Here is a 238-nt window from a genome sequence, read left to right as displayed (position 1 = left end):
ATCCGTGTTTATGGTGTTGGAACCGATCGCGGCGAAGCCGGTGCCGCTGCTGATATTGGCGTTTGCGTTGACGGTGTTGGTGCCGCCGACCACGCCGGTGCCCTGGAACACCACGCCGGAGCTCGGGCGCGTCGAGTTGCCGATCGCGGCGCCCACCGTCACGGTGCTGCTCTGGCCGGTCAGGGCGGCATTCACCTGGATGCCGGTGCTGCCGCCATTGATCGTGCCGCCCGCGGTG

The 238-nt window shown here is 68.1% G+C and carries 1 protein-coding gene; it reads right to left on the bottom strand.

Going from position 1 to position 238, the window contains the following annotated elements; genetic code table 11:
- The coding region (locus NLU14_RS22855) for a hypothetical protein (protein WP_275710921.1) at positions 1 to 238 on the bottom strand (238 nt) is incomplete at both ends.

This window comes from Marinobacter iranensis (assembly GCF_029207565.1).
GTDB classification, from domain to species: Bacteria; Pseudomonadota; Gammaproteobacteria; order Pseudomonadales; family Oleiphilaceae; genus Marinobacter; species Marinobacter iranensis.
The sequence above is the reverse complement of the archived record's forward strand: the minus strand, read 5'-3'. Positions and strand labels throughout refer to the sequence as shown.